The following is a 25,788-nucleotide window of genomic DNA, read 5'->3' on the forward strand; positions in this document are numbered from 1 at the left end:
TTCTGCTTTCCCTCGATCACTCATCGAGATCGAGGCTCTATCTCCAGCGACTGGCTCCTCAGCCTCCGCTGAGCGAACCATCCGCCAAATGTTCAGCTCTGGATCAGCGAAGTCATCAGCGCTGCTCACCTGGATGTCTGTCTGCGAACCAATGCTACCGGCACAGCATTACCTGTGCTGGGCGCGAGGGCTAGCAAACAGCGCGACCATTGGCGAACACAGCACATCCGCCTCTGCTGTTTTCCACTCTTCAATTGTCAAGGTGCACTGTTAATCGCTTCTATCCCGTCGGAAAGACAGACAAAGATCAGCCGCGTTTCAAGTTGCACTCAGGATCATTCGATCTGCATCCCGACAGAGCGGCTCTTAGCCTGTGCTCTCTCAAGGGTGCTACACTGAGGACACCGTGCCGCGGTTCTGAAATCTCTGTGGAGAATTTCTGCGAGAGATTTGTTGACCGTCTTTCCGTCCGGCGCGGACTTAATTATGCCATAGGGCCAGGATCTTGTCAAGGGGGTAACCGGGAATTTTTCAAATGGGGGAAAAAATTGGCCAGATTGGTGGAGTCCCAGCGAGCTGGTGGTGGTCGATGCCAGGGCAGGGGAGTAAGGTTCGGCAGCAGTGGGGGAGCAGGTGAGGAAGGAGGCCGGCACCGGGCGGGGGAGCAACCAGCGTGCGGTGCCGGCCCCGTGTATTTAGAGGGGCTCTTCCTCGTCGCTCTCGCTTATGGTATAAGGTGGCTTCTCGACTGGTACACGATAGCCGCGAGGTGTCTGCGAGTTTTCGCTTGTACCGAAGGGCTGCGACAGTTGGGTTGGCGTGGCCAGGTCGCTGGTGATGGCACGCACCAGGCGCTCAATGCGGTCCCAGCGCGGCGGGAAAGAGGCTGCGTAGAATTTCTCATGTCCCTCGCCGTCGTAGATGTAGAGGGTGTAGTCGCGATCAATGTAGCGGTAGTCCACCTTGATATAGGGAATGCGGACCAGCTCCAGGACTTGCAACGTTGGTCGCAGGCTCGATTGGACTGCCTCAGCGCTGGCGCGTCCAGAGACCGCCGCCGCCGTACGTACTTCCTCCACGGCAGCCTGCCAGATGTCGAGTGGGACCGCGTCGGGTGGCGCTTCGGGATGGAGGTTTTCATCAACTTCGGCGCTGAAGACCAGTTCTCCCTCGGCCTTCAGCAGCTGCTGTTGAGGCAAGGCGTCGGTGCCAACAAAGCGGTGCCGTGTGCGCAGTTCGAAGCTGCGCACGATCTCACGATGGCGCACGATCTTGCCAGTGCCGTTGCAGGCGGGGCAGAGCGTGGACTTGGCGCCCTGGCAGGCGGGGCAGACGCGCTTGCCGGTCACGCAGTCGCAGTCAACTTCGCCATTGATGCAGTCAGGGCAGGGAATGACGCGCCCCTTGTTGGCCGGGTCGGTGTCCAGAGGATTGGGGACCGGTAGCCCCTGCTGGCGAATGCCCTCAAAGACGGTGGAGACGCGCTCACCGAGGGCGTTGGTCAGTTTCTCGACGCGCCGCTGCAGGAAAGGCCGCTTTTTCTGCTCGGCCCAATCAGCTACGTAGCCGCGCCCACGGCAAGTCGTGCAGCGCTTGCGGGTCCGTCCACGGCAGTCAGGGCAGGTAATCCAGCCCCGCCCGCTGCATTCGGTGCAGAGCGCATGCCCGGTACCATTACAGGTTGTACAAGCAAGCAGCTCATCCAGGCCCTCCAGGCGCGTGCGTGTCGCGGGAGGACGCAGATCGCTGACCGCTGGCAGCTCGTAGTCCCAGACAGGTAGCAGGGGCTGGGGTTTGCCAGGGGCCTGACCGCTATATGGCTCGCTCACAATCTCCAGAGCCCGGTGTTCCCAGCGCGTTTGCACGCTGATCTCCCAGACTTCGTCTCGGCTCATGGCAACAATGTCCATGTAGGTGCCCAGGTCCCGCGCCACACGCCAGTTACCGGCAGACCAACTGTTGACAAGCTGACGAATCCTTTGCTCCTCGATGTCACTGGGCGGCATTGGCCTCGGCACTGTCTGCGATTGCTGCCAGTAGGTGCTGGCGCGATCCACTACCTTTTTGAGCTGCTGCTGAACTTCGTTGACTCCTTGGGTCAAAGCCCGCCCTAGCTCTTCAAGGCGCTTATCTATGTCGTTCGGGCCGAGCGGATTGCCCGGCGTGTTGGTACTCTGTTCCCATTCATTGCTCATGTCTTTTGCCTCCCGGCTCTGGGCACAGCTCACCGACCAGCCTCTTGCTCAGGCTGGTCAGCTTGGCTGGCTGTTCACTCGCTTGCAAGCAGGCTGGGCTGCGCCCTCGCTCTCATCGCGCTATCTCTGATTACCAGTTATACGCTTTAGACCGCTGCTACGTTGTAGCTGAATCGCCCGCCAGTGGCTCGGCTTTGCCTGGCGCACTGGCTGCCGGGATGGCCTGACTGGCTGGCCAGCTGGCTCACGCTGAACCGCCGACGCGCTCCTGGCCCAGCCAGAACCCGCTAGAGTAGAGGAACAATCTCGTGCTGCATCGGAACGCCGGTGACTTCTACTTCTCGTTCGTGGATTAAGAGATTGATCTCGCTGCGTACACCGAAGTCGGGCAGATAGATGCCCGGCTCCAGCGAGCAGCAGGTTCCTGGCAGCAGGCGACGTTCGTCATGGGTTTCGAGATTGTCAAGATGCGCTCCTTCACCGTGTTCCGCAGTGGTGATGCTGTGGCCGCTGCGATGGACAAAGGCTTCGCCATAGCCGGCCCGCGCGATGACAGCACGCACAACGTCGTCAACTTCATAGGCTTGCAGAAGCTGACCCGCCGCCAGCCGTTGACGGACGAAGTCGAGTCCCGCGTCGCGCGCCTGACAGACCAGAGCAAAGATTTCTCGCTGCCGCGGAGGAATTTCGTCCTGTCGACCGACGAAGGCCATCCAGGTGTAGTCGGCATAGATGGCCTCCACCTCGGGCAGGCGGGCCCAGAAGTCGATGAGCAGGAGGTCGCCGCGCTGAATAGGGCTGTGGTGGTCGGCTGTGGGCGCGTAGTGTGGATTGCCAGCGTTGCTGTTGACAGCAATGAGCGGCGGCTCCTCGACGAGCAGTCCCCGGGCCCGCATGAGCTCCAGAAAGCGCTGCTGAACATTATATTCATCGAGGCTCCTCCCTGCCCGGAGGTCGCTCGTTAGCTCTTCCAAAAGCTGGTCTTTGGCCGCGATGAGACGCTTCCCCGCTTCACGATGGCTGGCGATTTGCTGGGGCGTCAGACGCGCGACGAAGTGCTGGGCCAGGTCGGCTGAGCTGACAATTTCGACGCCATAGCTGCGCACCAGCTCAACTGTCCCGGCATCAACGAGGGAAAGATAAGGGATGGCGTTGTGAGGCGAGTACTCCATTGCGATCCGCCAGCCTGGTTGGAACAGGTCGCGCAGCTGGGCATGGAGTTCTTGCCAGGAACGGAAAATACGCTGCTCTCCCGGCAGGCTGCGCAGCACATGCGGCTCAACTGCACTGACCAGGGCAATCGGTTTCCCCTGGGCCGGTACCCAGTAAAACCAGCGCCGGGTAAACATTTGCTCGCGCGGCAGGTCCAGTATCCGGTGAGCAATGGGATTGGAACGGCGGAAATCATAGAAGAGCCAGCCCTGTAGTCCTTCCTCTTGCAGGGCCTGCTGAATATGCTCCAGGTTCATGCTAGCTTGCTCCTTCCTTTCTTCTTTGTCGCTTCCTTCGGTTCCCGCTTGGCCCTCCCTCTCTCGCTCGGGTGAGGCGCGATTTCAGGGTTTATTCTACCACCTGCCGCGCCCGTCGTTTTCCAGCCAGGTGAATGGCCCTGCTCTGCCTTTGCTACCCACCAGCAGCCAGGCACTCACTCAGGTCAGCCTGCGATTCTCCAAGATGCACAGCGTGAATTCCTCTAACCCCGCGAGTATTCTGAGGTCGATACATCGTTATACATGAATGTTATAAAGGTCAGGAGCGGGGGACCTTCGCAGGGGATCACATCGTTGAGAGTTCTCTAGTCTGTCGGCAGGATTCCGCTATGACAAGCCAGGAGCAGCCAGATTGGCAATCCAAGACTGATCAGCTATCTGCCCAGGTCCAACCTCCAGTGGAGGAACAGGTAACCCAACAATTAGAGGCCGGACCGGGGAGGCCCGCCTCCGCCCTTGAGCAGCTACCGACACGCAGACTGAAAGCCCCCAGGAAACGACGCCCGCTAGGGCGTGTACTGCTGGTAGTGCTGCTGCTGGTCGTTCTTTTGCTGGGAGGAGGGGTCGCCTATGGCTACTACTACTTTCAGACAGCAATCCAGGAGCCGGTCTCGCACTTTGTTCATCCGGTGAGCCGCAGCAGCGCGGAGCCCACCAACGTGCAGCCAACCAGCGGGACCGACATCACCGGTCACCCCTGGAATATCCTCTTGTTAGGCAGCGATAACGACGGCAAATATACGTTTCCTGCCGTTCTCACCCAGGTCATGATGGTCGTCCACATCGACCCGCAGCAGAACCAGGTCTTTCTGGTTTCGATCCCGCGCGACTCCTGGGTCTCTATCCCCCAGGTGGGAGGCATGCATAAGATCGATCAGGCGTTCTTTCTGGGAGCTATCCAACGCAATAGCTTCGATGATGGGGTACGCCTGGCACGCCTGACGATTGAGAAGGATTATGGCATTACGATCGATCGCTACGCCTGGGTAGGTCTGGAGGGCTTTGCCAAGGTGATCGATACGCTGGGTGGCGTTGATATCGATCTTGCCCATCCTATCGTTGACGATACGTACCCCGATGATGTCGGAGCCAAGGCCTCTACCCCCTATGGCTATCGACGTGTTTATCTGCCAGCCGGGCCTCAGCATCTGACGGGCGAGCAGGCACTGCAATATGTCCGCTCGCGCCATGCCGATCTGGTCGGCGACATAGGACGAACCCAGCGCCAGCAGCAGGTGCTGGAGGCGCTGAAGAAGAAGCTAGGTGTGGCCAATGTGATCGAGCATCTTTCGTCGCTCATCGCTGATCTGCAGGGCAAGGTCTATACGGACCTCAGCGAGGGGGAAATGATCGGCTTCGCAAACTATGGCCGTACGCTCTCCTCCAGTGCTATTCATCAGGTCACGCTCGGCCCGGGCCCCGGTGACCAGAACTATGGGACGCTGACCACCGTCTACGATCCTTCCGTCGGCGCCGATCAGTCGGTGATCTTGCCCAATTGCTCAAACATTCAGCCGCTCATCAACCGCATTTTCGGCCTCGGCGATGTCGAGAGTTGCCACGTCGCCGGCTCCTGAGCTGCGCTCAGTACGCGACCGGTGACGACGCACCGAGCAGGCCAGGTGAGAGCGCTGTGTGCCTGCCTGCCTGCCGCACGCTCCTACTGAGGAGTGTGTGCGCGGTCCAGATACGGCGCTCGCCCGCTGCTAGCGGCAATGTGCTACAATAGGCTCCAGAGAAACTCACTCTCAGCGCGAGGAGCCTTCGTGATTGAGCAGCAAGCCGCACCCACACACGGCGCCCCATCTAGTCCCGTCCGCTATTTGCAGTTTGAGCATCTGCTCCAGTTCCCAACTCTCGTCCATGCTATCTTTACTCGCCACGGAGGCTACAGTCAGCCTCCCTGCGCCAGTTTAAATGTCTCTTTTAAGGAAGATCAGCCGGAGGCTGCAGCGGCCAACCGCCTGCTCGCACTGCAGGCCCTTGGTCTGGAAGCCTGGCCCTGCGCCACGGTGTGGCAGATCCACAGCGCCGAGGTGGCCCTTTTTGAGGGCGCTCACTGGGAAGACTGGCTTCTGGACTGGCCTTATCGGGCCGTGGAGGTGGCTGGTCGCCAGGTGGTCTGGACCCCTCGCCCCCGTCGCAAGGCCGATGCCATTATGACAGCGGAGCGCAATGTGGTCCTGGCGATGTCCTTCGCCGACTGCCTGCCGCTGCTCTTTTATGATCCCCAGCGCCAGGTCATCGCCCTGGCGCATGCCGGCTGGCGCGGCACAGCACGCGGGATCGCCCTGACAACGGTTGAGGCCCTGCATCGGCATTTTGGCAGCGCTCCTGAGAATCTGCTGGTCGGTATCGGACCAGGCATCGGCGCCTGTTGCTACACGGTAGATGAGCCGGTGCGCGATCTGTTCTATGGCCGACGCGAGTTTGCTGAGCTGCCTGTCCGCCCAGACCTGCGTAACCTGGTAGCCGAATCTGCCGTATTCTCTCTGGTACCTGCCTCCCAGGACTCAGCGGCTCCGTCTGATGAGCCACAGCTCCGTCTGGATCTGTGGGAGACGAACCGGCGGCAGCTCTTGCTGGCCGGGGTGAGGGCTGAGCATATTGCGCTCGCTGGTCTCTGTACGGCCTGCCACCAGGCGGACTTCTTTTCGTATCGCGCTGAGCGGGGACGCACGGGCCGCTTCCCGGTGCTGATGGCGCTGCGGTCCGAAGGGGCCTGAGTCCACTCCCCAGGAGCGAGATCAGCAGGACGATGGCCAGACGAGGAGCAGAGAGGCTGAGGCCGAGAGCGTCCGCCTGCCTGGCCTGTGACTCCGGCTGCGACAAGGAGGCCTGACCTGGAGTAGAGGGCAGGAGGGTATAGGCAATGATGACAGAGTCGTATGCCTATGGCACGGAAGAGCAGTTACAAGAACGGCTGGCGACTAATCTGGCGCGAGTACGCAACAGGATAGCCGAGGCCGCTGCACGAGGAGGCCGCCACCCGGAGGAGATCACGCTCGTGGCGGTCTCCAAGACGTTTCCTGTCGAATTTGTGAAGATAGCGTATAATCTTGGCGTGACCGATTTCGGCGAGAACCGGGTGCAGGAAGCCTTGCCGAAAATCGCTGCTTTCCACCCCCCTACGCTACGCTGGCACATGATTGGTCGCCTGCAAAGCAATAAGGCGAAGAAGGTGGCCGAGGCCTTCGATTGGGTGGAAAGTATCGAGAGCTGGCATAGCGCTCAGGTCCTCAATCGCCATGCCGCCAGCCTGGGGCGGCGCATCCCCATCCTGCTGGAGGTGAATGTGGCCGGCGAGAGCAGTAAGGGCGGCGTCGGCCCGGATGAGCTGCCCGAGTTCGCCCGCCAGGTGGCCGCTCTCCCTCAGCTGGAAGTCCAGGGCCTGATGACGGTGGCTCCCCTGGTGAGCGATGCCGAAGAGGTGCGCCCTGTTTTTCGAACCTTGCGTCAGCTACGCGAACGTCTGCGCACGCTGCTGCCGCAGTGCCCCTGGCAGCACCTTTCTATGGGCATGACCGATGACTACTGGGTCGCAATCGAGGAAGGCGCCACTATCGTGCGCATCGGGCGGGCGATTTTCGGCGAGCGCCCGCGACAGTGAAGGATTTGACGATGAAACCTGGTGATTTTCTTTTCAGCCGCCGCATGCGGCAGAACCACGCGCTGGAGCACGCGACGGTCACCATCCTGAGCCGCATGGTGCCCGATCTGCGCGTCTCCGCTCGCGCGACAACCGATGGCTTTTTGATGTTCGGCAGCGACGTTGATTTGGAGGTCTTGCGCCACGCTGCGGAGGAGGCTCTCCAGCGCCTTCAGGCCGGCGAGGCCGAGCTGGCGATTCACCCCAACTGCGGCACCAATCTGGCCGTGGGGATCTCGCTGGTGACCATCGGCACCATGCTGGGCTTTGCTTCTTCGCGGACACGTACACGGGTCACTTCGACGGTCCTTTCTTCTCTGGCCGGGCTGCTGGCAGCGCGCCCCCTGGGGGAGCTGGTCCAGAAATATGTGACCACTTTGCCGGACCTGCGCGGCGTGCGCGTGACCGAGATCAGGCGCCGGAAGATCTTCGGCTTTCAGGTGATTGAGGTCCGTACTGCTCAGGAGTGATGCTATTATGTTTGGTCTGCCGATCCCAATCCTTCATTGGATTGTTCAGTATGGCATTGGCCTGATCCTTTTTACGCTGGTCTTGCGGGCCATCGCTTCGTGGTTCGGCCTGGATGAGCGCTATGGCTTTTTCCGCTTCCTTGCGAGTTACACCGATCCGTTCATCAAGCCAGTGCGCCGGCTGGTGCCGCCGATCATGTTCATCGATGTCTCGTTCATGATCACCATGTTCCTGCTGTATACCCTGATGGTGCTGCTGCTCCAGGCATTACCTCCAACATGGTAGCTTCTTGTTGCTGAACAGATGGGAAAAGGCAGACAGGCAGGCGGGAAGCCAGGCCGCGCAAGCCTGCGAGATGACAGGCAGAAGATGCTGAGGGTGCAGGTGCGCGTGACACCGGGCAGCCGACGGGAGACGCTGGAGTGGGATGGTTCACGCCTGCGGGCATGGGTGCGGGCAGTGGCGCGTGAGGGCGAGGCCAACGCGGCCCTGCTCGCTCTGGTGGCCCACCGTCTGGGAATTGGGCAGCACCAGGTGAGGATTGTCCACGGAGCCACAGCTCGTGAGAAGGTGCTGGCTCTGGAGGGCCTGACTTTGGAGGAGATCCAGCGCCGCTTAAGTCGTGGCTCCTGAGCTGCGCCACGCGCCCGTGATGGTAACTGCCTCGGCCCGGCCCAGCTTCTCGGGGCCAGCCGGGCCGGCTCAGCGTCAGAATGAGGATCGGGCGGGAAACGCTGCCCAACGCTGGCAGACGGGAGCACCTGGCGCGGCAGCGCCTCCCTTCTTATGCAGAGGAGTTACTTTTTCCTTTGGCGCAGGTACTCAGTTCTCCAGGCCGCGCAGGAGCAGATCGGCCTCTTCAGGAGAGAGCCGCCCCTCTGCTACCATGCGCAGGATGGCGGCACGGGCTTCAGCGCTTTCGCTGCTGCGCTCATGAGTCCAGCCCCCGCCGGCTAGATCAATACGCCAGCTACGCCGCCGCCTCAGCTCACGGGCTATCTCAGAAGCTTCACGCCCTAGCTCGCGGCCCAGACGCCCTAGCTCCTCACCGACAGAGGCAAATTCTCGTCCCAATTGCCGCCCCCACTGATCCCAGGCGGGTCCCCAGTCCCAGGACCAGGACGGTCTTCTCAGTCCCCAGGTTGTTGGTGCACCCGCTCCCCGCAGGCTAAGGTCGCCTCCAACTTGCAGCTCCATTGTGGCTGCACCATCGCCGTAGGTGAGACTCACGGCCCCCCCATCAGGAACAGGCACGTTGGCGCCGCTGATCGAACCCGAGACAACTGCCTCTATCTTGAGATTGGACTGCTCGGGCAGGATGATACGCGCATCGCCCCCAACACGCAAGCGCGTATAGCTGCCCGCCGGAAACGTACCGGCCAGCGAGAGATCACCGCCGACCGCGCTGGCTTCGACGCCTCCACCTATTTCACGCAGATCAACGTCGCCGCCTATATGTCCCAGGCGGAGCGGGCCAGCCAGCGCCACCCCGCTCAGATCGCCACCAATGTTACCTAGCTCAACCTCGCCAGCCAGCGCCTGTATGAAGACATCACCTCCAACGTTACTGGCGTCCAGGCGCAGCGCCTGCACGACGCGCAGGTCGCCGCCTACGTTACCCAGTGACAGCGCGGCTTCAGCACTCTCTTCAAGCCGACAGTCGCCGCCTACGTTGCCTGCCTGGCAGCGACGCCGCACCTGACGCACTTCGAAATCGCCACCAATATGGTCGATATCAACTTCCTCCAGCTCGCTCAGTTGGGCCTTCCCCCCAACCCCATGCCGCACGCGAAGGGTCCCCAGGCCCCGCGCCCGCAGGTCAGCACCACAGGCCAGCACCTCTACCGGTTCCTGAATGGCTTCCAACACCAGGTCGCCTTCACAATGGCTGAGTCTGGTCCCTCCACTGATCTCGCTCAGCACTACGTCACGCGCTTTCTCAATGCTGACATGCCCGCTCAGGCGCCGCACATAGAGATCAGTGATGGCCTTCGATCCCCCCAAGAAACGGCTGCCCAGCGGGATGCGCAGCGTCAGATCGCCGACCCCGCCACGAATCTTGAGGAGATCTTGCTCCTGACTGATCTCCGGCAGCTCGCCAGCGGCCTCCACCGCTATGCTGTTCTCTTCCCAACCCCAGACCTCCAGGCTTCCCGCAAGATCCTCCACGCTCACGCGCGGATGCCGACCAACAGGGAACAATTGCTGTTGTACCATTGCTCTTTTCTTCCTCTCTTTCTCTTCTTTTCCTACTGTGTCCTCTTAATCCACAGATCGAATACAGTGCGTCTCCAGACCTCACAGCTATGGCCCATACCCGCTGCCCTCCGGCAGCGAAGGCATAAAATCACCATAGCTCTGACTATTAAAGCCATCTCTATGGTGATTTTACCACAACGCTGTCATAAATTCAACATCTTTGTGAAGAATAATGCCAAATTGATAAGAGATTTTTGCTGGGAGGGGAGGGGGGGGGTGAGCCGGGGGCTGCAGTCAGCGGCAAGAGAGTGCGACCGCCCTGTCCGCTCCGGTCTGGCACGAGGAATGGAGCGGACCAGGGCGGTCGCGCCTGGAGCCTGGTCGCGGTATTGGGACCGCGGCGGGACTGCTACTTGAAGAACTTGCCTTCAATGGAGGCAATTTTGATGTGTCCCTGGGCATCTACGTTGAGGACGACCACCGCCTTATCAACGGGGTCGCCGTTGCTGGCAAAGGAGATCTGGCCGCTGAGACCCTGAATCGCGCCGCTGCCGCTAATTGTGGTGAGGGCCTGGCGCAGTTTGCTCCCCGTCAGGCTTTGCTGATTGCCGCCCGAGTCCAGCGCACGTCGATAGGCTTCCAGCAAGGTCTCCGTGGCATCGTAGGCCAGGATGGTATTGAAGTCAGCGCGGGTGTAGCCGTAGCCGCTGTGCTGACCGTTGCCGCTGTAGAGGCGAGCGTAGTCTCTGAAGAAGGGAGGCTGAGGACGTCCCAGATAGCTCCACTCATCAGGATAGGCAAAGGAGGTAAAATGCAGGCGCGTGAAGACCTGCTTGGCGTTGCCGTAGCCCTGCGGCTGGTAGAGAGCATCTCCGCCAAGGACGGGCAGCCTGGCGAATGTGCCCGTGGTAGGCAGATACGTGAGCAAGGGCGTAATATCGCTGGCATAGCCTGCAAAGTAGATGAGATCGGGATTCTTGCCCAGGGCATCCGAGAGCAGGGTTGGCAACTGCCCGGTGTGGCTGCGCTGGTAATGCTCTTCAGCGACGATCTGTCCCCCTGCCTGGGTAAAGGCATCACGGAAGTCGCGGAAGAGGCTGCTACTATAGGTATTGCCTGGATCATAGAAGGCCGCCACGCGGTGAGCATGGAGGACCTGCAGGGCATAGCGGGCCCCGGCGCTGGCCTGGACCTGATTGGAGGGCACCACGCGGAAAAAGTAGGGCGAGAGGCCGCTGAGCTGGTCGCTGGAGGCCGTCCCCGAGACGATCGGGATCTGAGCCTGAGCCAGCACCCCTACCGCATTGATGGTCTGCGAGCTGAAGGGCCAGCCCATGACTCCCACAATGGTGCGATCCTTGCGAGCCTCCTGCACAATCTGCTGGGCCACCGTACCGGTGTAGTTGTCTTCGCCGCCCGAGTTGGCAATGAGCAGGCGTAGCTTGAGACCGTTGAGGGCGTTGGAGTCGTTAAACTCACGCTGCGCGACATAGGCTCCCTGAAGTACCTCACGCCCGACATCGACGTCAGGTCCACTGAGCATGGCTCCGATGACGAGCGTCAGGTAAGACGAGCCAGAGGCCAGGACACGCAGGTTTTCCTGATAGATGAGCGCCTCGGCATCGTTGGTATCATCGGCGATGGCCTGGGCAAGATAGGACTGGGCGGAGGCGTAATCATGAGCTTTGAAGCTCTCAGCCGCTTGCTGCTTGAGGCTGGCATCTCCGCTAGCCCGCGTTGTGTCGAAGATGATGCTGCCATCGCTGAGGCCCAGCAGCTCAGACTGTCCCTCGGTGTCCTTGATGGTGAAGGCCCCAATGCCGTTGATGTTGGCCGGCAGCGCCGTGCTGAGTGCGGTCGCGCTGCTCTGCTCCTGCGAGCTTCCCGACCCTTGCAGGCGCTGGCGAAAGCCGCTGAAGGCACCCAGGGCAATGGCTCCGATGAGGATCAGCACGAGCACAAGCACCAGAAAACTGGCGATCATCTGGCCATTGTAGCCTCGCTTGCCTGACAGGCCAGGCTGGATGACAGGCGGAGGCGGAGGGGTTTGTGGCGCTTGCCCGACCTGACGCTGCCGCTGGCCTCGTACTGGGCCGGTGACAGGCCCCTGGGCGGCGGGTAGCGTTGAGGGCATCGTGGACGGGAGCGGCGTAAAGGGACTCCCGCTTTGTGTGCCTACAGTTGTGCTCGTGCCTCTCGGTGGACTGGCCGGGGTGGGACCGGAATAGCCGAAGCCGCCGCTCTGCGGGCGCGATCTCGTAATGGGATGAGCCCCCGTGGTCAGGCTGGCACCCAACAGGCCAAAGCGCTCCTCCAGGATCTGGTCAACGTCCTGCTTCATCTCACTGGCGCTCTGGTAGCGCTTGGTGATATCGTTCTGCAGGGCACGGGTCAGCAGGTGCTCGACCTCCAGCGAGAGTCGCGGGTTGAGCGTGCGCACCGGCGGATAGACAAATGGCGGATGCTCGCGCGGGTCGCGGTTGGTTAGCAAATGATGCATGGTGGCTGCCAGGGCATAGAGGTCCGAGCGTGGGTCGGCCTTCCCCTGATACTGCTCCGGTGGGGCGTAGCCGGGCGTGCCGAGCGCGCTCGTCTGCTTGCGGGCCGCGTCGGCAGCCAGATCAGGACGCGCGATGCCGAAGTCGACAAGGTGGGCCCGGCCATCGTTGCTGCCGATGATGATATTGGCCGGCTTGACGTCGCGATGGACAATTGGCGGCTTGCGACTGGCCAGGTACTCCAGAACCAGGAGGATATCAGAGGCGTAGACCAGGACATCGTCCTCGGATAAAGGCCGCCCCAGGCGGTTTAGACGCTCTTCGAGGTTTTCCCCGGCGACATACTCCTGGACCATGAAGTAGTGCGAGCCTTCCTGGAAATGATCGGTCACCGCTGGCACGAGAAAGTGATCAACGCTGGCCAGCGTCGCTACCTCGCGCTTGAAGTTGCGTACGTCCTCCTGCAATTGGGCCGGGTCGCTACTGTCGGAAATCAGCTCTTTGATGACGACAAGCTTGTTGTTGAGCCGCGTGTCCTCGGCCAGAAGTACTGCCCCCATCCCCCCTTCGCCCAGAATCTGCTTGATGACATAGCGGTCGTTCTGAAGCCGGTCACCAGGTCGCAGCGAGGTCGACACTTTCTGTCCCTGCTCCGGCCCCTGAGCCTGGGTTTGCTGGGCGCCGCTGAGATCACCTGTCTCAGCATTTAGTCGCCTGCCACATTGGTTACAGAAGCGCCCACCCGGGCGTACGGTAGCACCACAGTAAGGGCATCTCATGCTCAGCCTACCTTGTGAATAACATATATATAAAAACGTTGACTTGCTCGCTTCTCTTCTCTGGAGAAGTTGCCCCCTATTTGAGAAAGCGGCCTTGAACCGACTCTAGTTTAATATGACCGACGTTATCGACCATCAGCACGACGACGGCCTTGTTGTCAGGGTTCCCATCCGACCCGAAGGAGATGACACCGCTTATACCTTGTACCGCCTGGTTCCCCTTGAGTTCGGCCAGGGCCTGCCGCAGCTCTGGGCCGCCGAAGACGGTTTTTCCTCCGCCGCTGCTGAGCACATGCCGACTGGCCTCCAGCAGCACTAGCGTGGCATCATAGGAGAGAATGGCATCGTTGTCCGGGCGCGTGTAGCCATAGCCGGCGTGGCGGCTGTTGGCATTAAAGGTCTGCGGGTAGACCGTGAAGAAGGCCGGTTGGGGGAGCGCCAGATAGCCCCACTCGTCGGGATAGGCGAAGGCTGTGAAGTGGAGACGCAAGAAACCAGCGCGAGCGCTGCTCGGGTAGCCTTGCAGCTGATAGAGCGCATCACCACCCATGACCTGCAGCCCAGCCAGAGAGCCAGTCGTGGGCAGGTTCGTGAGGAGGGTGGCTACATCGCTGGCATAGCCAGAGAAGTAGAGCAAATCGGGACGCCGCATCAGGGCATCTTGCAGCAGCGCCGGCAGATTGGACGGCTTTCCAACGCGGTAGCGCTCCTGAACGACGATCGTTCCGCCGTCGGCGACGTAGCGCCGGCTAAAGGCGTTCGCCAGACTCTGGCTATACGGATCAAGTGGGTCGAGGAAGAGAGCCACGCGCCTGGCTCGCAGGTGCTGATAGGCGTAGTCGGCCCCGACGGCTCCCTGTTGCTGATCCGAGGGGCAGACGCGGAAAAAGTACGCCGATTTACCGCTGAGCTGATCGCTGGAGGCGCTGGGCGAGACCATTGGTAGCTGCGCCTGGCTCAGGATGGGCAGCGCAGGTATCACGCGCGAGCTGTAGGGCCAGCCCATGACACCAACAATGGTTTTATCCGCTCTGGCCGCCAGTACAATCTGCTGAGCAATGGTGGCCGCAAAGAGGCTGCTCCCCCCCGAGTTGGCAATCAGCAGGCGCACCAGAACCCCCGAGCCAAGCTTGTAGCCGCTGTTGTACTCCTTCTGAGCCAGATAGGCCCCCTGGAGGTTGTCGCGCCCTGTCCCTACAGCGCCGCTGTCGTTCCCGGTGAGAATGGTGGCGACGACCAGGGTGATGTAGGGGCTGCCAGAGGCCAGGACACGCTGGTCTTCGAGATAGATCAGGGCTTCGGCATCGTTACTGTCGATATCAAGGGCCGACTGCCAGAGAGCTGTGGCTCCGCTGATGTCGCCTTGCTGTAGACGCCGGGCTGCCTGTTGCTTGAGGTCGCCGTCAGGACGCGCGACGTCAAAGGCCACGCTGCCGTCGCTGAGGCCAATATAGTCTTTCTGGCCTGTATCGGGATTTACTACGCTGTAAGCCCCAAGACCCTTCTTGAGAGCCGGCGGCGGGGTGATCGTCCTGCCCTGAGCCAGAGAGCTTGCTGGACCGCTGCGGCTGACCAGACGCGGCACCAGGAAGACCAGGAGGCTGCCCACAATGACGAGCGCGATGACAAGCAGCAGCAGGGCCAGGTAGAGGACCCTCAGCGGGAAGGGGCGCCTTCCTCCTCCACCGCTCGCCAGCGAGAAGGGGGCAGGAACAGGACTGCTACCACTTGCACTGGCAGGAGGAATAAAGGTGGCAGCGGCAGCCGACCCCGGACCAGGCCAGTCGCGCGACAGTGGGCCCGCGCCCCCTGTGGTCCGCATGCCTCCAAAGTTCCCCGTGGCCTGCGTTGGTTCCTCTGGTGTGATAGGGCGAGTGCCGGAGATGGCGCCAAAGCGCTGGAAGAGCAGAGCCTCGATATCACGCTGCATGGCGGTGGCGCTCTGGTAGCGCTGATCTGGCTCCGGCTGCAGAGCGTAGAGCAGGATGCGCTCAATCTCTGGCGAGAGCTGCGGATTCAGGCTACGCACCGCTGGATAGCTGAAAGGCGGATAGTTACGCGGGTCGCGCCCGGTCAGAAGCTGATGCAGGGTTGCCGCCAGCGCGTAGAGGTCGGAACGCGGGTCGGCCTTTCCCTGGTACTGCTCCGGTGGGGCATAGCCAGGAGTACCAAACGCGCTCGTCTGCCTGCGCAGAGCACTGCGCACCCCTTCGGCCCGGGCGACGCCAAAGCCTACCAGATAGGCATGCCCGTCGCTGGCACCGATCACGATCTTGGCCGGCTTGATGTCACAATGGACCACCGGCGGGGTCTGCAGCTCCAGATATGCCAAAATATCGATAATATCGGTAGCATAGATCAGGGCCTCTCGCTCGCCCAGCGGACCCTGCCGGCGCTCTAGCAGCTCTTCCAGGTTCTGGCCCTCGATATACTCCTCGACCATAAAGTAGCGCTCGCCCTCCTGGAAGTGGTCAGTGACGGCGGGGATGAGAGGATGATCCAGATGGGCCAGCAGTGCTACCTCGCGCTTGAACTGCCTAAGCTCTTCCTGGCGTTGCAGGGGATCGCTCGTTTCCGAAAGAAGCTCTTTGATGACGACTCGCTTGCCGTTGAGGCGATGATCGATGGCCAGCAGGGCGGCCCCGCTCGCCCCTCGTCCAAGGAGGCGGACGACCTCATAGCGCCCCCCCTGCAGGCGCGTACCCGGCATCAAGGGGCCTGCCATCGTCTGGCTACTGGCAGGCGAGCTGCTTCCAGCAAGCACAGGGTGGCCACAAGAGCTGCAAAAGCGCGCTTCGGGGCGATTGGCTGCGCCACAATGAGGACATTCCATAGCTTCGCGCCTGCCTCCTCTGCCCAATGGCAAAGCCTGTTCATCCGAATTGATCGCTGCGCTGCTGCATGCACCGATGGGCCAACCGACGGTCTGGCTTTTCAGTGGCCTGCCTCCCAAACCTCGGCCAGTCGTCCATCAGGTTGCCATCTCTCTTCTCCTGGCAGAATTGAGGGAGAGCAAGGATCGACCAGGAGCGCCGGGTGCACACGAGAGAAAGCCTGGCCGGATCAAGCAGATAACCAGCTATCTCCGCTCGCCGTCAGCCAGCCAGCCAGCGCATCACGCTTCTATCAGAGATCTTCTCTATCAGATAGAATACGCATACTGAGGGCGAAAGTTAAAGGCTGCCATGCGTAGACAAGGTCATCCAGCCAGAGCCAGAGAGCCGGGACCGGACTGAGCGGCTCTACAAAGAAGAACGATCGACAGGCGTTCCCTGTTGCAGAGCCGCTCGTGTTGGAGGCCAGGTCGTCATTGGCACCGGGGCCAGTGTGCGACCCTCAGAGGTAGGAGCTGCCTATTTCAAAAAGTGGCCCTGAATGGACTCCAGCCTAATATGGCCGACATTATCAACCATCAGCACCACTACCGCCTTGTTTTGGGGATTGCCATCGCTGCCGAAGGCAATGGAGCCGCTGATGCCTTGAATGCTGTGTGGGCCATTGAGCTGCGTCAGCGCTCGCTGCAGGTCCTGGCCGCTGAAAGTTGTCTTGCCGCCGCTGACAAGCAGCTTGCTGGCTTGCAGGAGGGCCAGCGTTGCATCGTAGGCCAGGATGCTGTCCGTGAAGGGTCGGGTATAGCCATAGCCACCATGCTGCCCGCTGGCGTTGAACACCTGGGCATAGGTCGTAAAGAAGGCCGGCTGGGGCAACCCCAAATAGCCCCACTCATCAGGATAGGCGAACGCCGTGAAATGGAGGCGCAGGAAGCCAGCGCGGGCGTTGCTGGGATAGCCTTGCAGCAAATAGAGGCCATCGCCCCCCATCACTTGCAGATGGGCAAAAGGACCAGAGGTCGGCAGCTTGCTGAGCAAAGAGGCGATATCAGCTGAGAAGCCGGCAAAGTAGATCAGGTCGGGCTGATGGGTCAGGGCATCTTGTAACAGGGCCGGCAGGGTCGCCGGTTTGCCAACCGTATACTGCTCGCGGACGACAATGCTGCCGCCATCGCTGCGATAGCGTGTGCTGAAGGCGGTAGCCAGGCTTTGGCTGTAGGCATCGGCAGGGTCGAAGAAGAGGGCCACCCGTCTTGCTTGCAGACGTTGATAGCTGTAATCGGCCCCGATGAGCCCCTGTTGCTGATCCGAGGGGCAGACGCGGAAAAAATAGGGCGAGCGGCCCGTCAGCAAATCGCTCGAAGCCGTCTCCGAGACCATCGGCAGATGGGCCTGTGCCAGAATGGAGAGGGCATTGAGGGCTCGCGAGCTGTAGGGCCAGCCCATGACGCCCACGATCGTTTTATCAGCCTGGGCCGCCTGGACGATTTGCTGCGCGACAGTGGTAGCAAAGAGGCTGCTGCCGCCAGAGTTGGCGATCAGTAAGCGCACCTGCAGTCCATCCCCGAGCTTCCCGCCGCTGTTGTACTCCTTCTGAGCCAGATAGGCCCCTTGCAGGTCACCTCGTCCGGCTCCTACTGCCGCGGGATCAGGTCCGCTGAGCATGGTGGCGACGATGAGAGTGATATAGGGGCTGCCCGAGGAGAGGACGCGCTGATCCTCCAGATAAATGAGGGCCTCCGCATCATTCTCATCGAGGCTGAGAGCCGACTGCCAAAGGGCAGCGGCCCCGGCGATATCTCCGCTCTGCAGGTGCTGGGCCGCCTGCTGCTTCAGTTTGCCATCGGGGCGGCTCGTGTCAAAAGCAGCCCGGCCATCGCTGATGCCGATGTAGTCCTTCTGACCTGTCGCAGGATCGACCACCGTATAGGCGCCAAGGCCATTCTTCAAAGCTGGCGGCGAAGGCGCTACCGGCGGCGAGGCCCCGGGACGTGTAGCCGCCGTTGATCCGCTCTGTCTCACGGCGTGCGGCAGAGCCAGCAAGACGGTCGCTCCCAGAATGACCACCAGCAAGCCGACGGCCACAAGGAGATGCAACAAAGGAACTTTCCTGCGACCGAGAGTGAGCGGCCTGGAGAGCAAAGACTGCTGCTTGTTGAGAGGCTGAGACCCAGGCCCTACCGACGAGGCAGTTGCAGCAGGCGAGGGCGGCGGCAGTAGTTGCGGGCTTTCCGCCTGTGCGATGGAAGCCGGAGGAGGCGTCTGGGGCAGACCAGGCCATCTCGAAGCGGGCACCGTGCTCTCCATCAGCGAAAGGGGCGTACTTGGCCCAGCCACCGCGCCGGGGGCAGGAGGACTAAATGGTACACCGAAGTGATGGAGCAAAATGGCATCGATCTCACGCTTCATGAGGGCAGCATGCTGGTAGCGCTGGCCAGGGTCACGCTGCAGCGCCTGCATCAGCACGCGCTCGGTCTCAGGGGAAATGCCAGGACGGAGGGTCCGAACAGGAGGATAGCTAAAGGGCGGCTGCTGCCGAGGGTCCCAGCCAGTCAAGAGCTGGTGGAGGGTAGCAGCCAGGGCATAGAGATCGGAGCGATGATCAACCTGGCCTTGATATTGCTCTGGCGCCGCATACCCCGGCGTCCCCAGAATGGTCGGACGCTGACGCAGCCGATTGCGGGCCCGCTGCGCCGTGGGGGGAAGCAGGTTGACCAGGTGAACATCGCCATCTCGCTGGCCAATGACAAGGTTCGTTGGCTTGATGTCCCCATGAAAAATAGAAGGTACGTTATTCTCAAGATAGTCCAGTAGATCGAGAAGCTCAGAGGCGTAAATGAGTACATCGCGCTCGGAGAGCGGCCAGGAAGATTGCGCGAGCCGCTTCTCTGCGTGCTCTCCTTCTACGTATTCCTGCACGAGAAAGTAGCGCTCTCCCTCTAGAAAATGATCAAGCACTCGTGGCAGGAATGGATGATCAAGGCGTGCCAGAAGGGAGGCTTCAAGCCTGAGCTGCTTGAGATCTTGCTCACGGCGCCAGGGATCAGTGGCCTCAGTGAGTAGCTCTTTGATGACCACCCGCCTGCCGCCATGCTGCTGATCGTTGGCCAGCACTGCAGCGCCTGCCCCACCCCAACCGAGCACGCGAGAGACGTAATAGCGCCCGCCGTAAAGAAAGCTGCCTGGCGCCAGGGTTCCAGCAACGACGCTGGCCCCATCGGTGGCGGCTTCCCTTGGCAGAGGACCGAAGCAGTGGGCACAGAAGCCGGCCCCAGGGCGAGTCATTGCCCCGCAGTGAGGACATTGCATCGTTCGTGTACCTGCCTTCCTTGCCCGAATATGATGGCTGGGCACGAATTGAAGAGAGAGCCAATGCTAACTGTCACTCTCCTCTTATGGAGATTCTCCCTTTCTACATCCAATCAGAGACACTGGACACATCGCCTGTTGCACGTGTTCAGAACAGACATATACCCCCTCTAGGAAGAAATACGTCTCTACCGGGGAGAGATTAACAAGCAGGGAGAAAAGCAGGAGCTTTGTCGGTGAGGCCCAGCTGCAGCATAAGGGGAGGCGTTGGGGGAGAGGGGAAGAGGAAGAGAGCAGCAGCTACCCAGGCCACGAGCAGGGGGCCAGGCCAAGGCGAAGCGCCAGGAAGAGCAGCGAGCAAGCGGTCGATCGATCGGTCAGTCAGTCAGTCAATCAGGCAGCTTGCTTTTTTCAACCAAAGAGGCGCTCTGCTTTCGCCAGCCGGCGCTCAGCCAGGTTGACCCACCTGCACGCAGCAGAGAGCTATATTATGGGCAGGTCTTGCTACCAAGAACAAAGATGCCTCAGAGGTGCTGACAGCGCAAGGAGATGATCCCGGGAGCGAAGTGGTTTGCTTTTTTGAGATATTCCTCTTCGTTCCCCTCGATCATCAGCTTGTGCATGACCACCACATCGCCGTCGGGCAGAGGCTCGGCGGGCTGCAGGCACAGCTCCATGATGGGGCAGCCGCGTTCATAGACCTTGACCAGGCCACCGGCACCGGGAATGCGGTAGACGCGATGACTGATCGAGGGGCTAGCCACCTCCAGGTATCCGTACTTAATCAGCTGCTGATACTGGCTCTCCGTCAACATCTCGCGGAGCAGCGCCTTGGCGCGACTCTCGGCAGAGAGGCGTTCATTGCGCGAGAGGCGCGGCCCGACGCTGTTCCCTTCGAGGGATCGAGAGAGATAATAGATGGCCAGCAGCAAAAAGAGCAGCCAGATACCCAGGAAGAGCGTCAGAGTTTCTAACATAGCTGCTTACGCTCCTCGCCGGTTGCGCCGATTAGCCTCCTACGACGCGCGGCACCACCACGATCTGCTCGGCTGTTCGATCAAACTCATCGATGCGCTGCGCTGGCTTGCCTGGCTCGACCTTAAAGGCCGTGGCACCACGCATACGCTCCTCGCGAAAGATACGTTCGGCCTCGCGCACAGCGGCCAGAGCTTCGGGATCGCTGGCCTCAACCTTCTGCAGATCCCAGGAGATCCGATCGTCGCCGCGACGGGACATTACCCGTAGCATTCCCAAAGCTAAACTCCTTCTCTGTTTCACAGACAAGCAAGCACACTAGACAAACCGAGCTGACCTGCATCGGTCTCCCTTTCCTTGCTTTTCACTCCCTCCCTTGCGCTTGCTCCAGCGCTCTACCTCGCCTCAGCTCTTCCTGATCTGACCTTGGGGCGAAGGATGGGAGCCTGATACAGGTTAGAATCAGGATAGCACGCTTTACCAACCTGAGTCAAGGGCTGCATGACTGTACTTTTTTATGTCAGCGTGGGCAAGGTGACGCTGACGGTGGTGCCCATCCCAGGTGTAGACTGCACCGCGATCGTCCCGCCGAGCTGCTCAACCAGGAGGCGCGCGACGCTTAGTCCCAGTCCCAGACCGGCGCCGCTGCCCTCCAGAAGCTGCTCGCTGCCAGCCGGCGGCTCGGCTCGATAGAAAGGTTCGAAGATCTGTGGCAGGGCTTCGGGCCGGATACCCACGCCGCTATCGGCGATGCTGATGGCCAGGCCCACCAGGCCAGTGGGCAGCGTGGCAGCCGTGGCCTCCAGGCTGATCCGTCCCCCAACGGGGGTATAGGCAAGGGCATTGGCCAGCAGGTTGCGCAGAATCTGGCGCGCGCGCTGGCTGTCGGTTCGTATCTTTCGGTAGTGGGTCAGTAGCTCCTGAGCGAAGCGCTTCTCTAGCCGTAGGTGTCGCAGCCGTGCGCTATACTCCAGTTCTTCGACGGCGCCCTCTATGAGGTCTTCCAGGGCCACCATATTGCTGCTCAGGCGTAGCTGGCCACTGCTGGCTCTTAGCCAACAGAGCAAGTTTTCCAGCGAGAGATAGAGCTGCTCGCTGCTGGCACGCGCGCGCTGGAGGTAGTCGCGCGCCTCTTGGGAGAGTTCCGACCCGTCGGGGGCCTCGCTCCTTCCGAAGGCACTTGCTTCAGCGGCGAGGAGCAGATCGAGAAAGCCGTTGATGCGGTTCAGGGGCGCCCGTAGCTCGTGGGCGATGCGCGCGAGGGGCAGATCGCTTAGGGTGAGACCGTCACCCTTTTCGCTCTTCTGTCGACTCTGGAGCTTCCTGCGCTCGTCATCCTCGAAGACCTCGTCTGCTGCGGCGCTGTCTTGCTCATTGCTCATGGTTGCTTCCACTCTCGTCTTTCATCAGCCGAAATATGGTGCGGGTATGGTGCAAGCGTTTTTGCTTTCTATAGTTGGTGTCAACATGACAGAATTGGCGACCAGGCGCTTTCAGGCGGCGGTGCCGGGCCATTGCGATTATTATAGCAAAGGCAAGGTGAAGAGGATACGGGCCCCGGCCCCGGGCACGTTCTCGGCCCAGATCCTGCCGCCGTGGGCTTCGACGATGGCGCGTACAATGGCCAGGCCCAGGCCGCTGCCCCCGGTGTCGCCGCGGCGCGCCTCATCGGCGCGATAGAAGCGATCAAAGATGCGTGGCAGGGCCTGGGTGGGAATGCCGCTGCCGGTATCGGTGACCGCTACGACCATCTGGTGCTCCTGCTGCACAGCGTCGATGACGACCATGCCGCCCGGTGGGGTGTGGCGCAGGGCGTTGTCGCAGAGGTTGGAGAAGACGCGGGTCAGCATATCGGGATCGGCCTGGACTGGCGGCAGGTTGTAGTCGATGGTGTTACACGGTTCGACGTTGGCGCGTTCAAATTCGGGCGTCAGAACGGCCAGCACTTCATCAACCAGGACAGCCAGGCGCACGGGTTTGCGCTGCAGCTGCAAGGCGCCGGCCTCCATCTTGGCCATCATATGCAGGTCCCTGACAAGGCGACGCAGGCGCAGGGTTTCGCGCACGATGATGCGACCGGTGGCCTCATAGTCTTCGCGGCTGCGGTTGACCCCATCGATGAGGGATTCGCCGAGGCCGGCAATGGCCGTTAGGGGCGTGGCCAGGTCATGGGTAATGTTCATGATGAGTTCGCGCCGCCACAGCTCTTGCTTGCGCAGCTCCTCGACGTCGCGTTGCAGTTGGGTCGCCATTTCGTTGAAGTTGTGGGCCAGCTCACCCAGTTCGCCTTTGGCCCCGGTCTGGACACGTACGTCGTAGTGGCCGCTGGCCAGTTGTCGTGTGGCGCGGGTTAGTTTGGCCAGCGGGCGCGTGATGGTGCGTGAGAAGAGGACTGCCGCCAGGACAGCAATGAGGGCCACGGCAATGGAGGCGATGAGGACGGAGCGGCTCAGGGTGGCCACCAGCGGGGGCATGGTGCCCTCCAGGGCGTAGCGCGAGGTGACAAAGAGGACCCCGACGACTGGACCGCTTTGGGAGTCGCCTCCGTAGAAGATGGGCGCAACCACGAAGGGACGGGTAGAACCTGGGGGGCCACCATCGCCTATGTCGGCAACGGTCTGCTGTCCATGTGTGCCCTGGGTGAGCGCGGTGCGCACCCGGGCGTAGTTGATCTTGAGATCAGGGTCGGTCGAGGCCAGCAGGACAGTGGCCAGGGTGGGCCGCCCGCGGATGAGGGCCGGATAGACTGGCTGCAGATGGGTGGCTGCCCGCGGGAGATAGGCATAGACAATGACCAGGGAGTCCTGCCCTTGAGCACCGCGTACGATGGGAGCCAGGACATCGCTGGCGGCCCCTGCCAGGGTGCGCTGATGGGCCTGCATGTCGCTGCCAATGCGCCGGGCACTGCCGCTGGCCAGGTCCGTCAGTTGTTGGCGCTGGTCCAGACCATAGAAGTAGGCCACGGACAACAAAATAATGAGCGCCAGCAGGGCAGTTGCCAGCAGCGCAACGAGCATAGAGCCGAGCGCCAGCCTCCAGCGAATGCTGTGCCACCAGTGCGTACGCATCGTTCTCGCCCCCTTTCTCTCACTTACGCAGGCTACCGCTCACGATTCACCGCCTGACTGACTCTGCCAACGGCCCTCTTCCGTTGTCCGTTGACACAACTCGCCTCGCCTCGCCTAGCGTGTTCCTTTGAGGGCGCCAGTGGCGTCAAATTTGTAGCCAACGCGCCAGACGGTCTTGATGTAGCGCCTCTCGGCATTGGTTTCAATCTTCTTGCGCAGGGCGCTGATGTGGACGTCAATGATGTGACCATCCCCCAGGTAGTCGTAGCCCCAGACTTTGTTCATGAGCATCTCACGGGTAAAGACGCGATCGGGCGAGCGCGCCAGCAGAGCGAGCAGGTCGAACTCGGTCGGAGTGAGGGCAACTTCGCGCCCGTCAACTTCAACGCGCCGCGCGGGCAGATCAATGGTCAGGCCGGGGAAGCGCAGCACTTCGCTTTCGCGCTTCTCCTGGCCACCATTGCCCTCGCTACCGCCTCCGCTGGTGCGACGCAGGATGGCCCGCACGCGACTGACCAGCTCACGCGGGCTGAAGGGCTTGACCAGGTAATCGTCGGCTCCGAGGTCCAGACCCCGAATGCGATCGTCTTCGTCACCACGGGCCGTCAGGATGAGAATAGGTGTGGAGGACCAGGAACGAATGCGACGACAGACTTCGAAGCCGTCCAGCCCCGGCAGCATGATGTCGAGAATGACCAGGTCCGGCTTCTCGCGGGCGTGGAGGGCCAACCCATCCGCCGCATCGTGGGCCGCGACGACACTGTAGCCCGCATCTTTGAGGTACAGATTGAGTAAATGGATGATACCCTCTTCGTCTTCTATGATGAGGATTTTCTGTGCCATTGCTCGCTGCTGCGCGCTCCGCTCTCAGCTGGCCGCCGCGCTCCCGCCTGGTTTGCCCCACCCAGGGGAACGGATTGGGAGCGCCAGGGTCGGCGGCGCGCCGGAACGCGCGACCTCCTGTCCGTTAGATAATAGTATCATATGCTCTTCCTGCCAGCCGGCCCTTGAGCCGGCGGCTCCCTTCCTCTCTGCCAATCTTGAGCAAATCTTGAGCTTCTCATTGAGGACTTCTTTATCTCTGAGCGCTATGATACTTAGCGCCAGGGAGAGCGAGCGGATGCCAGAGAAAGTAGATGGGGCTCGCTCCCTTCCTCATGTGCCCCAGGCACTGACTGAGCATGTCTGTCTTGTTTGTGCTCGGGAGAACTCTGTGACGTCAAAGAGCCTACTCTTGAAAGAGCGAGAAGAAAAAGGAGCGATGCCGCTATGAAGCATATGAAAAAGGCGTTCTTGATCGGTGGTGGCGCTGTGCTTTTGCTGCTGTGTATCGTTTTCGGCGCCCTCTTTGCCAGGCCGCTACTGGCCAGCGCGACCGGCCAGAGCGGCAGCCCGCAGGCGACAGCGACGCCGGCTGCGGCCAGCAAGACTGGGGCCTATTGTCAGCAGTGGCTCAAGGATCTGGCGAACCGTCTGCATGTCTCGGTCGCAACCCTGCGCCAGGATAGCAATGCCGCCCTCAGCGATGTCCTCGACCAGATGGTCAAGGATGGCAAGCTGACGCAGAGCGAAGCCACGGCCATCAAGCAGCGTCTGACGACTCACCCGGGCTGCAGCGCTGTGCTCAAAGGCGCGACGCGGCTCGCCATCCGCCAGCAGTTGAAGCCTTACCTGCCCGATCTGGAGAACCAGATCGCTCAGGGTCTGCATCTGAGTGCTGATCAGCTCAAAGCGCAGCTGCAGGCCGGCAAGACGCTCAAGCAGATTGCTGATGCCCAGCACATTTCAGCCAGCCAGCTCCATACGATCGTTCTCAACGCCATCGAGCATGAGCTGGATCGCGCGGCCCAGGCCGGCACCATCACCCAGCAGCAGGCGAGCGCCATCAAGCAGTACCTGCAGAAGCACCCGGCGCTGATTACCCGGCTGGTTAACCGCCACTTTAAGTCTGGTACGCTCTAGTTTCCTCCTTTTTTCCTGTCTCATGGTCTGATCGCGTCATGATGCTGGCTGAGCCAGCAGACAGGAGGGGTCGGGCGCAGGTCGTCAGATCTGCTGGCCCGACCCCTTTTGTCTTGCCTGCTGCTTTCTCGCTTCCTGGCCTCCTGGCCTCGGTGAGCAGCGGCCTGCCAGGCTAGGAGGAGGCTCCTGACTGGCCACTCTGGCCCAGCTTGCGACGGTGCTCTCGTTCGCGTAGCTCGACGCGGCGGATCTTGCCAGAAATGGTCTTGGGGAGTGTCTCGACAAATTCAATCTCGCGCGGGTATTTGTAGGGCGCGGTGACGCGGCGAACATGCTCTTGTAGCTCGCTGGCCAGCTCGGGC

General features: G+C 61.2%; 19 protein-coding genes. 7 read left to right on the top strand and 12 right to left on the bottom strand.

Annotated elements, in window-relative coordinates; all coding sequences use genetic code 11:
- Positions 1 to 695 precede the first annotated feature (695 nt).
- Together BGC09_RS19390 and BGC09_RS19395 are read right to left on the bottom strand one after the other, a co-directional pair.
- Positions 696 to 2,195, bottom strand: coding sequence for a hypothetical protein (locus BGC09_RS19390; protein WP_069805871.1), 1,500 nt, complete (start codon positions 2,193 to 2,195; stop codon positions 696 to 698).
- 287 nt (positions 2,196 to 2,482) lie between these two features.
- On the bottom strand, positions 2,483 to 3,664 hold the full coding sequence (locus BGC09_RS19395; protein WP_069805872.1) for a M24 family metallopeptidase: 1,182 nt from the start codon (positions 3,662 to 3,664) through the stop codon (positions 2,483 to 2,485).
- A 350-nt stretch (positions 3,665 to 4,014) separates the two neighbouring features.
- Here BGC09_RS19395 and BGC09_RS19400 point away from each other — a divergent pair, with 350 nt between their 5' ends.
- The 6 genes from BGC09_RS19400 (at position 4,015) to BGC09_RS19425 (ending at position 8,438) form a co-directional block, all read left to right on the top strand.
- Entirely contained in the window at positions 4,015 to 5,262 is a 1,248-nt protein-coding gene (locus tag BGC09_RS19400) for an LCP family protein (RefSeq protein ID WP_084659135.1), read from the top strand.
- Positions 5,263 to 5,451: 189 nt separating this feature from the next.
- Entirely contained in the window at positions 5,452 to 6,411 is a 960-nt protein-coding gene (gene pgeF, locus BGC09_RS19405; RefSeq protein WP_069805874.1) for a peptidoglycan editing factor PgeF, read from the top strand.
- A 146-nt stretch (positions 6,412 to 6,557) separates the two neighbouring features.
- On the top strand, positions 6,558 to 7,295 hold the full coding sequence (locus BGC09_RS19410; RefSeq protein ID WP_218104115.1) for a YggS family pyridoxal phosphate-dependent enzyme: 738 nt from the start codon (positions 6,558 to 6,560) through the stop codon (positions 7,293 to 7,295).
- Between the two features lie 11 nt (positions 7,296 to 7,306).
- Positions 7,307 to 7,804, top strand: coding sequence for a DUF6391 domain-containing protein (locus tag BGC09_RS19415; protein WP_069805875.1), 498 nt, complete (start codon positions 7,307 to 7,309; stop codon positions 7,802 to 7,804).
- 7 nt (positions 7,805 to 7,811) lie between these two features.
- Positions 7,812 to 8,090: a YggT family protein gene (locus tag BGC09_RS19420; protein WP_069805876.1), complete on the top strand. Its 279-nt coding sequence runs from the start codon at positions 7,812 to 7,814 to the stop codon at positions 8,088 to 8,090.
- Positions 8,091 to 8,174: 84 nt separating this feature from the next.
- The gene (locus BGC09_RS19425) at positions 8,175 to 8,438 is read left to right on the top strand and encodes a DUF167 domain-containing protein (protein WP_069805877.1); all 264 of its coding nucleotides are present in this window, start codon (positions 8,175 to 8,177) and stop codon (positions 8,436 to 8,438) included.
- Between the two features lie 189 nt (positions 8,439 to 8,627).
- Here the strand turns inward: BGC09_RS19425 and BGC09_RS19430 are convergent, their stop codons facing one another.
- The 9 genes from BGC09_RS19430 to BGC09_RS19470 all read right to left on the bottom strand — a co-directional run bounded on the left by BGC09_RS19430 (position 8,628) and on the right by BGC09_RS19470 (position 24,307).
- Positions 8,628 to 10,022: a DUF4097 family beta strand repeat-containing protein gene (locus BGC09_RS19430; protein WP_069805878.1), complete on the bottom strand. Its 1,395-nt coding sequence runs from the start codon at positions 10,020 to 10,022 to the stop codon at positions 8,628 to 8,630.
- Positions 10,023 to 10,413: 391 nt separating this feature from the next.
- Positions 10,414 to 13,281, bottom strand: a complete 2,868-nt coding sequence (locus BGC09_RS19435) for a protein kinase domain-containing protein (protein ID WP_084659138.1) — start codon at positions 13,279 to 13,281, stop codon at positions 10,414 to 10,416.
- A 76-nt stretch (positions 13,282 to 13,357) separates the two neighbouring features.
- Positions 13,358 to 16,114: a protein kinase domain-containing protein gene (locus BGC09_RS19440; protein WP_069805880.1), complete on the bottom strand. Its 2,757-nt coding sequence runs from the start codon at positions 16,112 to 16,114 to the stop codon at positions 13,358 to 13,360.
- A 520-nt stretch (positions 16,115 to 16,634) separates the two neighbouring features.
- On the bottom strand, positions 16,635 to 19,421 hold the full coding sequence (locus BGC09_RS19445; protein ID WP_069805881.1) for a protein kinase domain-containing protein: 2,787 nt from the start codon (positions 19,419 to 19,421) through the stop codon (positions 16,635 to 16,637).
- Between the two features lie 524 nt (positions 19,422 to 19,945).
- Positions 19,946 to 20,398: a hypothetical protein gene (locus BGC09_RS19450; RefSeq protein ID WP_069805882.1), complete on the bottom strand. Its 453-nt coding sequence runs from the start codon at positions 20,396 to 20,398 to the stop codon at positions 19,946 to 19,948.
- A 31-nt stretch (positions 20,399 to 20,429) separates the two neighbouring features.
- Positions 20,430 to 20,669 (bottom strand): hypothetical protein, encoded by a 240-nt coding sequence (locus BGC09_RS19455; protein WP_218104116.1) that lies wholly within the window; start codon positions 20,667 to 20,669, stop codon positions 20,430 to 20,432.
- A 242-nt stretch (positions 20,670 to 20,911) separates the two neighbouring features.
- Positions 20,912 to 21,778: a sensor histidine kinase gene (locus tag BGC09_RS19460; protein ID WP_069805884.1), complete on the bottom strand. Its 867-nt coding sequence runs from the start codon at positions 21,776 to 21,778 to the stop codon at positions 20,912 to 20,914.
- 141 nt (positions 21,779 to 21,919) lie between these two features.
- Positions 21,920 to 23,464 carry a sensor histidine kinase gene (locus BGC09_RS19465; protein WP_069805885.1) on the bottom strand — a complete coding sequence of 515 codons (1,545 nt, stop codon included), beginning with the start codon at positions 23,462 to 23,464 and terminating at the stop codon, positions 21,920 to 21,922.
- A gap of 114 nt (positions 23,465 to 23,578) precedes the next feature.
- Entirely contained in the window at positions 23,579 to 24,307 is a 729-nt protein-coding gene (locus BGC09_RS19470) for a response regulator transcription factor (RefSeq protein WP_069805886.1), read from the bottom strand.
- Between the two features lie 426 nt (positions 24,308 to 24,733).
- Between BGC09_RS19470 and BGC09_RS19475 the strand changes: the two genes are divergently transcribed.
- On the top strand, positions 24,734 to 25,426 hold the full coding sequence (locus tag BGC09_RS19475) for a hypothetical protein (protein WP_069805887.1): 693 nt from the start codon (positions 24,734 to 24,736) through the stop codon (positions 25,424 to 25,426).
- Between the two features lie 172 nt (positions 25,427 to 25,598).
- Here the strand turns inward: BGC09_RS19475 and BGC09_RS19480 are convergent.
- On the bottom strand, positions 25,599 to 25,788 hold a 190-nt coding region (locus BGC09_RS19480), incomplete at its 5' end, for an AMP-binding enzyme (RefSeq protein WP_218104117.1).

The organism is Thermogemmatispora onikobensis (assembly GCF_001748285.1).
Taxonomy (GTDB): Bacteria; Chloroflexota; Ktedonobacteria; order Ktedonobacterales; family Ktedonobacteraceae; genus Thermogemmatispora; species Thermogemmatispora onikobensis.

Coding starts and splice junctions, on each gene's coding strand:
- BGC09_RS19390 (WP_069805871.1), bottom strand. CDS start 2,195: ATGAGCAATGAATGGGAACAGAGTACCAACACGCCGGGCAATCCGCTC.
- BGC09_RS19395 (WP_069805872.1), bottom strand. CDS start 3,664: ATGAACCTGGAGCATATTCAGCAGGCCCTGCAAGAGGAAGGACTACAG.
- BGC09_RS19400 (WP_084659135.1), top strand. CDS start 4,015: ATGACAAGCCAGGAGCAGCCAGATTGGCAATCCAAGACTGATCAGCTA.
- BGC09_RS19410 (WP_218104115.1), top strand. CDS start 6,558: ATGATGACAGAGTCGTATGCCTATGGCACGGAAGAGCAGTTACAAGAA.
- BGC09_RS19415 (WP_069805875.1), top strand. CDS start 7,307: ATGAAACCTGGTGATTTTCTTTTCAGCCGCCGCATGCGGCAGAACCAC.
- BGC09_RS19420 (WP_069805876.1), top strand. CDS start 7,812: ATGTTTGGTCTGCCGATCCCAATCCTTCATTGGATTGTTCAGTATGGC.
- BGC09_RS19425 (WP_069805877.1), top strand. CDS start 8,175: ATGCTGAGGGTGCAGGTGCGCGTGACACCGGGCAGCCGACGGGAGACG.
- BGC09_RS19430 (WP_069805878.1), bottom strand. CDS start 10,022: ATGGTACAACAGCAATTGTTCCCTGTTGGTCGGCATCCGCGCGTGAGC.
- BGC09_RS19435 (WP_084659138.1), bottom strand. CDS start 13,281: ATGAGATGCCCTTACTGTGGTGCTACCGTACGCCCGGGTGGGCGCTTC.
- BGC09_RS19440 (WP_069805880.1), bottom strand. CDS start 16,114: ATGGAATGTCCTCATTGTGGCGCAGCCAATCGCCCCGAAGCGCGCTTT.
- BGC09_RS19445 (WP_069805881.1), bottom strand. CDS start 19,421: ATGCAATGTCCTCACTGCGGGGCAATGACTCGCCCTGGGGCCGGCTTC.
- BGC09_RS19450 (WP_069805882.1), bottom strand. CDS start 20,398: ATGTTAGAAACTCTGACGCTCTTCCTGGGTATCTGGCTGCTCTTTTTG.
- BGC09_RS19455 (WP_218104116.1), bottom strand. CDS start 20,669: ATGCTACGGGTAATGTCCCGTCGCGGCGACGATCGGATCTCCTGGGAT.
- BGC09_RS19460 (WP_069805884.1), bottom strand. CDS start 21,778: ATGAGCAATGAGCAAGACAGCGCCGCAGCAGACGAGGTCTTCGAGGAT.
- BGC09_RS19465 (WP_069805885.1), bottom strand. CDS start 23,464: ATGCGTACGCACTGGTGGCACAGCATTCGCTGGAGGCTGGCGCTCGGC.
- BGC09_RS19470 (WP_069805886.1), bottom strand. CDS start 24,307: ATGGCACAGAAAATCCTCATCATAGAAGACGAAGAGGGTATCATCCAT.
- BGC09_RS19475 (WP_069805887.1), top strand. CDS start 24,734: ATGAAGCATATGAAAAAGGCGTTCTTGATCGGTGGTGGCGCTGTGCTT.